A 5,842-nucleotide genomic window follows, 5' to 3' on the forward strand; every position below is an offset into this window, starting at 1 on the left:
GACCTCGACGTGCCCGACTTCCGAAGTGATCACCGCCGTCGCCCTGGGCGACGGCGTCGGCGCCGGCTTCACCGGCCGCGCCGGCGGCGTGAGCGGGCCCCCCTACGACTCCCTGAACCTCGGCGGCGCGGTCGGCGACGACCCGGCCGCCGTCCTGGACAACCGGCGGCGCGCCGCCGCCGCGCTCGGCGCCGACCCCGAGCGCACCGTCTTCATGCGGCAGGTGCACGGCGCCGACGTCGCGTTCGCCGCCTCGACCGACCTGCCCGGCCCGGTCGACGCCGTCGTCACGACCGTGCCCGGGCTCGCCCTCGCCGTCCTCGTCGCCGACTGCGCGCCCGTCCTGCTGGCCGACGCGGCCGCCGGGGTCGTCGGCGCCGCCCACTCCGGCCGTCCCGGGACGGCCGCCGGAGTCGTCCCGGCCCTGGTGAAGGCGATGTGCGAGCGGGGCGCCGACCCCGCCCGGATGACCGCGGCCATCGGACCCGCCGCGTGCGGCCGCTGCTACGAGGTCCCCGCGGAGATGCGGGACGAGGTCGCCGCCGTCGTCCCCGCCGCGTACTCCACGACGTCCGCGGGCACCCCGGCCCTCGACATCCGCGCCGGCGTCGCCGAGCAGCTCGCGTCCGCGGGGGTGACCCGCGTGACCGCCGACGGCCGCTGCACGATCGAGGACCCGGGCCTCTACTCCTACCGCCGCGAGGGACGCACCGGCCGTTTCGCCGGATATGTCTGGTTGAAGGAAGGCACGTGACCGACCGGGACCACACCGGCGCCGCCGCGGACGGCCCCGCGGCCGGGCGGCGCGCCGAGATCGCCGAGGGCCTGGCCGCCGTCCGGGCGCGCATCGCCGCCGCGTGCGCGGCCGCCGGCCGGAGCGAGGACGAGATCACCCTGATCGCGGTGACCAAGACGTTCCCCGCGTCCGACGTGCGGCTGCTGGCCGGGCTGGGCGTCACCGAGGTCGGCGAGAACCGCGACCAGGAGGCGCGCCCGAAGGCCGCCGACTGCGCCGACCTGCCGCTGACCTGGCACTTCGTCGGACGGCTCCAGACCAACAAGGCGCGCGCCGTGGTCGGCTACGCCGACGTCGTGCACTCCGTGGACCGGTCGCGACTGGTCACGGCCCTCGCGGAGGGCGCCGCCCGCGCCGGCCGCACGCTCCGCTGCCTCGTGCAGGTCTCCCTGGACGAGGCGGGGAAGAAGGGCGAGGTGGGGGAGAGGGGCGGGGCCGTGCCCGACGACGTCCCCGGGCTGGCCGACGAGATCGCCGCCGCCCCCGGCCTGGAGCTCGGCGGCGTGATGGCCGTCGCGCCCCTCGGCGCGGACCCGCTGCCCGCCTTCGACCGGCTCGCGGAGACGGCGGCGCGGATGAGGCGGAACCATCCGGACGCGCGGATCGTCAGTGCGGGTATGAGCGGCGATCTGGAGCAGGCGATCGCGTGCGGCGCGACACACCTGCGGATCGGTACGGCGTTGCTCGGCGGCCGACGGGCAATCGTCAGGTAATGTCCCCCCAGTGGTACCTGCCTGAACGCGGGAGGCCACGACTGATCAGTCCAACGGCGGGGCCGGACGCGCCCGGCGCCGAGGCCACAGGACACGGAGGGACGTATGGCCAGCGCGATGCGCAAGATGGCGGTCTACCTCGGCCTTGTGGAGGACGATCGCTACGACGACAAGTACGGCGACTACGACGAGTACGAGGTCTACGACGAGGAGACCGACACCGGGCAGGGACGCCGTCGCGATGACGAATCCGGCGGTCAGCTTACCCGAGCCGAAGAGGCGTCGGACCGCGATCGCGACCATCACTCCACGTCGACCATCGAGCGACGGTCCGTGGCGCTCTACGAGTCCGGTACCACCGACCTCGCGCGTATCACTACGCTGCATCCGAGGACCTACAACGAGGCGAGGACGATCGGGGAGCACTTCCGGGAGGGCACGCCGGTGATCATGAACCTGACCGAGATGGTCGACAGCGACGCCAAGCGCCTGGTCGACTTCGCGGCGGGTCTCGTGTTCGGGCTGCACGGCAGCATCGAGCGTGTTACCAACAAGGTGTTCCTGCTGTCGCCCGTCAACGTCGAGGTGACGGCGGAGGACAAGGCCCGGATGGCGGAACGTGGGTTCTTCAACCAGAGCTGAGAGTCGCATGCGAGAGTGTCCGTGAACATCGTTGGATCCGTCCTGCAGGGCGTTCTGTACCTCTTCCTGCTGTTCCTGATCGGAAGGCTGGTCCTGGAGGTCCTGCAGTCGTTCGCCAGGCAGTGGAAGCCGACCGGAGTGGTGCTCGTGATCGCTGAGGCGACCTACACGGTCACCGATCCGCCGCTGAAACTCCTCAGGCGTTTCATCCCGCCCATCCGGCTGGGTAACGTTGCCCTGGACCTCAGCTTCACGGTCCTCATCCTTGTGGTCTGGGTCTTGATCGTCTTCGTCGGCTCCATATTCGGCGGAGGTTAGGTCGATCGGATACCGTCCTTCGGGGACAGACTCCAAGCGCGCCAAGGAGACGAGAACATGCCGCTGACACCCGCCGACGTGCGGAACAAGCAGTTCAGTACCACCAGGCTGAGGCCGGGGTACGACGAGGAGGAGGTGGACGCCTTCCTCGACGAGGTCGAGGCGGAGCTCGACCGCCTCATCCAGGAGAACGAGGAACTGCGGGCCAAGCTGGCCGAGTGCCTGCGCGGCAAGGTTCCCGCCATGGCCGCTCCCATCGTGGAGCCCAAGCCGGACATCCAGAAGATCCCCGAGCCTCCCCGCCCCGAGCCGCAGCCGCAGCCCGAGCCGGAGCCCGTCCTCGGCGGCCTCGGCATGTCGTCCCCCGCCCCGAGCGGCGAGGACAACATGGACACCGCGGCCCGCGTGCTGGCGCTCGCGCAGCAGACCGCCGACCAGGCGATCGCCGACGCCCGCCGCGAGGCCGACGAGACGCTCGGCCGCGCCCGCCGCGAGGCCGAGGAGATCCTCGGCAAGGCCCGCCGGCAGGCCGACCAGATCGTCAGCGAGGCCCGCTCGCGCGCCGAGGCCCTCGACCGCGACGCCCAGGAGCGGCACCGCCAGGTCATGGGCTCGCTCGTGCAGCAGCGCGAGGAGCTCGAGCGCGAGGTCGACAACCTGCGCGCCTTCGAGCGCGAGTACCGCAGCCGCCTGAAGGTCTATCTGGAGGGCCAGCTCCGCGACCTGGAGGCGGGCAGCACCGAGACCGGCGCGTTCGCCGCCGTCCCGGGCGCGGCCCCCGTGCAGGCGCAGCAGAACACGCCCCAGGCCGGTCCGCAGACGGGCCCGCAGAACGCCCTTCCGCACGCCGAGAACCGCAACGGCGGCGGCGCGCCGGCACCGGGCACGTTCCCCTCGCCCGAGCACGCCCAGCAGGTCCAGCACTCGGCGACGGGCGCTTTCCACTCCGGCGGCGACAACCCGCCGCACGACAGGCGCTGACACGGACGCCTCAGGCGATAGTGTCGTTCCGATCGCCGCGCCGGGGATGGCGCGCCGCCATCCCCGCGGCGCCGGGCGGTCGTGCCCAGGGCCGGCCGCCGGCCCTCTCGCGCGGCCCGGAGCCTAGCGGTCTGAACGAGGGGGAGTGACCCTGTGATCATCCTGAGTGGCGTTCTCGTGGTAGTGGCGATCGCCCTGCTGGTAGCGGGAATCGTCGCGGGCAACGGAGACAGCGCGCAGGTCTTCGGCCTGGACGCCCTGGTGGTGATCTACATCTCGATCGCCGTCAGCATCGTCTCCGCGGTGTGCCTGGCCATCGGGGTGTTCCTGCGGCGCAAGGAGCTGTTCGGCCCGGGAGCGTCGCCGACCCCGGCCCGCCCCAGCAGGAAGGCGCAGAAGGCCAAGAAGGACAAGCGGGCCAAGGGCGGCGAGAGCGCCAGGGCCGCGTCCGCTCCGGCCAAGGACGCGCAGGGCGCCGCGAAGGCCGAGCCTCCGGCCGACCCGGCCGACACCGAGGTCGAGATCCCCGCCCCCGCCGTCGACGTCCCCGACGACGCGCTGGTGTTCGTCGTCCGCGGTCGCAAGCGCTACCACCTCGACACCTGCCGGCAGCTCGCCGGGCGGGACACCGAGGAGCTCACCTACGCCGAGGCCAAGGAAGAGGGGTTCAGCCCCTGCACGGCCTGCATGCCCGACACCGCACTGGCGGCGCGCGCCGCGGCGTCGGCCCCCGCGTCCGCCGACGCGAGCAAGACGGCGGAGACCGCACCCGCCGCCCGCAAGACCGCCGAGCGATCCGAGAGCGGCCTCGCGGGCCTCGCCAAGCCCGCGCCCACCTCGTTCGACAAGCCCGGCGCCTCTGACAGGCCCGGCGCCCCTGACAAGCTCGGAGCCCCTGACAAGCCCGGCGCGTTCGACAAGACGGCCGAGATCCCGCGGGCCGGCGAGCCCGCCGACGACGCGGACCGGAGCGACGAGGACGCGGGCGCCCCGAAGCGGGGCGCGGCCGTTCCCACCCGCACCGACATGCCCGTCGCGGGCCTCTTCGCGTCCGGCGCCTCCGAGGAGCCCTCCACGGCCCCGGAGACGGCCGATCACGCCGACGCCGAGACCGATGACCGGCCCGGCGCCGAACCGGGCGCTGCGGCCGAATCCGCGCCGCCGGACGTCACCGTCGACCTCGGCACCGCACCGTTCGGCGGTCCCGACACCGACGACGCCCCGGCGCCGGAGCCCGAGCCGGACGAGGCCGGCGACGACGGCCCGCAGGTCCGCATCCTGAGCGGCACCAAGCGCTACCACCGCGTCGACTGCGCCCTCATCGAGGACATCGGCGACGAGGCCGACGACCTGGAGTCGCTGTCGCGCGCGGAGGCGAAGGCCCGGGGCTGCACGCCCTGCCTGGTCTGCCAGCCCGACCGCGAGCACGCCCGCGACTGACCCGCCCCGCCTCGTTCGCGTGACCCCGGGCGGCCCGAGCCGTCCGGGGCTCAGCGGCCGTGGTGCCGTTCGTCGCGCAGTTCGCGGAGGCGGTCCCGGCGCGCGTCGCGCCGCTCGCGGTGCAGCCGCCGCATCTCCTCGTGGTGCTCGCGGCGGAGTTCCTGGTGCTCGCGGTGGAGCTGGTGCCGCTCCCGGTGGCGGCCGCGCTTCTCGCCCACGGCCTTGCGCTCGACCGAGATGCCGCCGAACAGCAGCATCCCGGTCAGCCGGATGACGGGCGCGTCCGGGTCCACGGTGTCGTCCTCGGGGAGGTCGGTGCCGCCGAAGATCGTGAAGTGGGACCCGACGACCCGCACGCCCGGCGGAACCACGATGTTCACGCCGCCGAACACGCAGGTCACGGAGAGGGTGACCTCGCCCTTGCTGAGGACCGCCTGCCGGAAGTCCAGCTCCACGCCGCCGAAGACGCAGGTGACCGTGGTGGTCGGCTCGACCAGCCAGCGCCCCTTGCGCTCCGCCCCGCTGAACACCGCCACGAGGTGCGGCGACTGCGAGGGCGGCGGCGGGAGCCGGGGCGCCTGCTCCTTGCGCAGGTCGACCCGCGGCCGCGGCGCGTGCTGCGAGGGCAGGTCGCTGAGCACGGGCTCCAGCTCGGCGTAGGTCTTGGCGTTGTAGACGACGTCGATGCGCTCGGCGTGCTCCTCCGGCGTGATGCGCCCCTCGGCCAGGGCCTCGCGCAGGCGGTCGGCGACCTCGTCGCGGTCGGCGTCCGACGCGCGCATGCTCGCGGACGACGGACGCGCGGGCGGTTCGGAACCGGACGGCTGCTCGGGAAGATTCACGGATCCATCATCGCAAACGCGATGTGTCGCGAAGAACCCCATCCCGAAATTTCCCCAACCCCGCGAAGTCCCGCAGGGCCCTCCGCCGCGGCCGGGCCGTACAGCCCGAC

At 73.5% G+C, this 5,842-nt stretch carries 7 protein-coding genes; 6 read left to right on the forward strand and 1 reads right to left on the reverse strand.

Annotated elements, in window-relative coordinates; genetic code table 11:
* Positions 1-25 precede the first annotated feature (25 nt).
* The 6 genes from pgeF (at position 26) to AB0C69_RS36730 (ending at position 4,890) form a co-directional block, all read left to right on the forward strand.
* Positions 26-754: a peptidoglycan editing factor PgeF gene (gene pgeF, locus AB0C69_RS36705; RefSeq protein WP_345175483.1), complete on the forward strand. Its 729-nt coding sequence runs from the start codon at positions 26-28 to the stop codon at positions 752-754.
* A gap of 59 nt (positions 755-813) precedes the next feature.
* Entirely contained in the window at positions 814-1,509 is a 696-nt protein-coding gene (locus AB0C69_RS36710) for a YggS family pyridoxal phosphate-dependent enzyme (protein WP_360360171.1), read from the forward strand.
* Positions 1,510-1,614: 105 nt separating this feature from the next.
* Positions 1,615-2,151 (forward strand): cell division protein SepF, encoded by a 537-nt coding sequence (sepF, locus tag AB0C69_RS36715; RefSeq protein WP_345175482.1) that lies wholly within the window; start codon positions 1,615-1,617, stop codon positions 2,149-2,151.
* 21 nt (positions 2,152-2,172) lie between these two features.
* Positions 2,173-2,469, forward strand: coding sequence for a YggT family protein (locus tag AB0C69_RS36720; protein ID WP_089312594.1), 297 nt, complete (start codon positions 2,173-2,175; stop codon positions 2,467-2,469).
* A 57-nt stretch (positions 2,470-2,526) separates the two neighbouring features.
* Positions 2,527-3,450, forward strand: a complete 924-nt coding sequence (locus AB0C69_RS36725; protein WP_345175479.1) for a DivIVA domain-containing protein — start codon at positions 2,527-2,529, stop codon at positions 3,448-3,450.
* A 153-nt stretch (positions 3,451-3,603) separates the two neighbouring features.
* The gene (locus tag AB0C69_RS36730; protein ID WP_360360167.1) at positions 3,604-4,890 is read left to right on the forward strand and encodes a hypothetical protein; all 1,287 of its coding nucleotides are present in this window, start codon (positions 3,604-3,606) and stop codon (positions 4,888-4,890) included.
* 50 nt (positions 4,891-4,940) lie between these two features.
* On the opposite strand, the gene AB0C69_RS36735 is transcribed toward AB0C69_RS36730, so the two are convergent.
* The gene (locus AB0C69_RS36735; RefSeq protein ID WP_345175476.1) at positions 4,941-5,732 is read right to left on the reverse strand and encodes a DUF1707 domain-containing protein; all 792 of its coding nucleotides are present in this window, start codon (positions 5,730-5,732) and stop codon (positions 4,941-4,943) included.
* Positions 5,733-5,842 lie beyond the last annotated feature (110 nt).

Origin of the sequence: Actinomadura sp. NPDC048032 (assembly GCF_040653175.1) — a bacterium.
GTDB classification, from domain to species: Bacteria; Actinomycetota; Actinomycetes; order Streptosporangiales; family Streptosporangiaceae; genus Spirillospora; species Spirillospora verrucosospora.